Source organism: Micrococcus sp. HMSC067E09, assembly GCF_001812555.1.
Taxonomy (GTDB): domain Bacteria; phylum Actinomycetota; class Actinomycetes; order Actinomycetales; family Micrococcaceae; genus Micrococcus; species Micrococcus lylae.
In genome coordinates, this window is sequence record NZ_KV809445.1 from 1 (window position 1) to 2,602 (window position 2,602).

Genomic DNA, 2,602 nt, shown 5'->3' on the forward strand with positions numbered 1-2,602 from the left:
ATGTCAAGAACCTCATGACCCACAACACCTTGTACGAGGCGAGCACCTTTAGAGTTTCGGCGTCTACATCGATCACGCGGGCCTGCCCGGTCTTGGGTGGCTTGGTCTTCGTCCAGTCGTCGGTATCGACCGCGCGGCGGATGCTGACCTGCATTGCCTTGCCATTGATATCGCTCCACTTGAGCGCCACAGCTTCACTGCGTCTCATGCCGGTGTAAGCGATGAGACGCCATAGCGGGAACAGCTCGTCTTCCAGCTCGTCACGGTTCCAGGTGAGGAACAGGGCGAGCTGATCGGCTGTCCAGGTCGCAATCTCGGGCTTTTGCGCCCGCACTTCGCTCGTGGTCGGGGCTTTCACGGTGCGCTTCTTCTTCGCAGGGTTCACGGTCAGGTGCCCGTCGTCTATCGCGGCATCGAGGATCGCGCCCAGTACGACATGCACCTTGTGAACCGAGTTGGCCGACAGCGGTTTGCCCTTGCCGTATTCGTCTTTGCGGCCGTGGGTTTCGAGGTCTCGGTAGTGGCGGGCGATCCTGGTGGCGGTGAGCTTGTCGAGCCGGATCGTGCCGAGCTGGGGCTTGATGTGGTTGCGGATGATCTTCTTGTATCCCTTGATCGTGGATGCCGCGAGCTTCAAGCCCGCCGCCCACTCATCCGCGTACGCGCCAATGGTGGGCACCTTGTTTCCGAACTTCTCGTTCTGTTTCCGCTGTTTCAACGCCTCCTGCAAGGCGTCGTTGGCTTCATCGGTGCTGGTAAATCCGGAGCGGGTGAGACGCCGCATTCCCATCTCGGGGTACTCGGGGTCTTTCAGGACGTAGATCTGGAACCGCCACCGCTTCCCCTTGTCGGTGTCGTAACCCTGGATCGAGCCGGGCTGCCGAGAGCGGGAGCGACGTGCGGGTTTCACCTCCTCGCCTGCGGTATCCGCGCCGGAGTCGCGCCCGGCGGCTGTGGCCTTTCGTGCCATTGCCTCATCCTTTCTGCTGGATAGGTCGATATCGCTGGGGTGCGCGAGGACTACTCGGTGCTGCCTGGTGCGAGGCGGTCGAGGAAGTCGGGGCCGCTGAATACGCGCCCGCTCGGGTCGATCTGCTCGCCGCGCACCCGGATGAACCGTGCGCGCTCCCGCTGCTCCGCGAGACGCTGCATATAGGTCTCGGTGCTCGGGAGCTGGTCGCTGCCGGGGATGCTGAGGGAGGATTCGTAATACTGGATGCGGTTCTGGCAGGCGAACCATTCCTGCTGCCAGTAGGTCAGCAGCCCCTCCGGGGTGAGAGTGAGCCAGCCCTGCATCCATTTCTCAATCTCTTCCGGCAGATACTCGCCAGGCACCCCCGTCACGCCACTCGCGGCGTCGGGCGGGGTGAGGAGCGCTGCCGGGGTGGTGCGCAACAGGTAGGCGATCACCGTGAGGTCGTCCACGTCCACGCGGCGATCCCCAGCTTCGAGCTTGCTGATCCCCGACGGGGAGAGTTTTCGCCCCGCGTCGGTCAGCAGCTTCGACATGGTGCGCAAGTCCATACCGATCGCTTGACGGGCCGCACGGATGTTCCCGGCGACGTACTGATTGGTGTGTCCCGGCGGGTTGCCCCGCACCCTCTCTGTTTCCATACTAAGAACATACATGGTTGTACTTGACACAGCAAGGTTTGGCTTCTACCGTGGTAGGCACCCCTCAATCTCCCTGTATCGGATCGGACGGTGACCTCATGCGGCAGAGCACCCTGGACATGGACGACCTCCGCAAGCGGCGCAGCCTGGTCATCACCCGCAAAGAAGCCGCCGAAGCACTCGGGGTCGATCCCCGCACGATCACCACGAGCATCAACGAGGGCACCATCCCGCATGTGAAGCTCGGGCGGCGCATCGTGATCCCGCGCGAGAAGTTCCTCGCCCTCTTCGCCGACGCCACCCCCGGCGAGTCGTAGGCGGTGCGCTATGGCGGTGCCGATTCGGCACCCCCGCGCCGAGTTCCCACAGGAATGTCGGCAATACCACATGGAATCTCTGACGCTGGTAATCGGCTGCGGTATCGCACCCCGTTCGTTTCCGATGCCTGCCAGCCGCCAAGGCTCGATCTGCTTCGCTGCAGAGACCGTGACGAACGCGCGGGGTCGCAGGTCGAGATGTGCTTTTTCGACTATGGATGAGGTTGTCGCTGGATGCAAGGCGTCCCGATCGACCCGGACCGGAACTGTCGGACATGAGTCGGGATCGATCCGCATGCTTGATTGCGAAGGGGGTCACTGTGATCGTTGAACTCAATCGGCTGATCGAGGCCGTCGAGGCACACCTGTCCGACGACCTCGACATCGCTGCACTGGCGCGCACGTTCGGTACGACCGAGTACCACCTGCGGCGAATGTTCTCGTCACTGACGGGCATGCCGTTGTCCGAGTATGTGCGGCGGCGGCGGATGACTGTGGCCGCGGCCGAGGTCGTGGACGGTGCTCCGCTGCTGGATGTCGCGGTCCGGTTCGGCTACGGCTCGACCGAGGCGTTCGGACGGGCCTTTCAGGCGGTCCACGGCACCAGCCCCGGCGACGTGCGCAAGAACGGCGGCCCCCTTGGGCGTGTCAACTTGTCTGTGTAAGCGGGG

Annotated in this window: 3 protein-coding genes and 1 pseudogene; 2 read left to right on the forward strand and 2 right to left on the reverse strand. The window is 63.4% G+C overall.

All coding sequences use genetic code 11. The features are described 5' to 3' along the window. Window positions 1-970 (reverse strand): tyrosine-type recombinase/integrase (locus tag HMPREF2863_RS07990; protein ID WP_070639316.1); only part of this gene is annotated, 970 nt, incomplete at its 3' end. A gap of 50 nt (window positions 971-1,020) precedes the next feature. Next, the gene (locus tag HMPREF2863_RS12075) at window positions 1,021-1,509 is read right to left on the reverse strand and encodes a hypothetical protein (RefSeq protein WP_067190830.1); all 489 of its coding nucleotides are present in this window, start codon (window positions 1,507-1,509) and stop codon (window positions 1,021-1,023) included. 203 nt (window positions 1,510-1,712) lie between these two features. Here HMPREF2863_RS12075 and HMPREF2863_RS08000 point away from each other — a divergent pair, with 203 nt between their 5' ends. Next, window positions 1,713-1,931 carry a helix-turn-helix domain-containing protein gene (locus HMPREF2863_RS08000; RefSeq protein WP_067190828.1) on the forward strand — a complete coding sequence of 73 codons (219 nt, stop codon included), beginning with the start codon at window positions 1,713-1,715 and terminating at the stop codon, window positions 1,929-1,931. Window positions 1,932-2,251: 320 nt separating this feature from the next. Continuing rightward, window positions 2,252-2,572, forward strand: a pseudogene (locus tag HMPREF2863_RS08005) (helix-turn-helix transcriptional regulator); the annotation flags it as partial. Window positions 2,573-2,602 lie beyond the last annotated feature (30 nt).

Coding starts and splice junctions, on each gene's coding strand:
- HMPREF2863_RS12075 (WP_067190830.1), bottom strand. CDS start 1,509: ATGTCGAAGCTGCTGACCGACGCGGGGCGAAAACTCTCCCCGTCGGGG.
- HMPREF2863_RS08000 (WP_067190828.1), top strand. CDS start 1,713: ATGCGGCAGAGCACCCTGGACATGGACGACCTCCGCAAGCGGCGCAGC.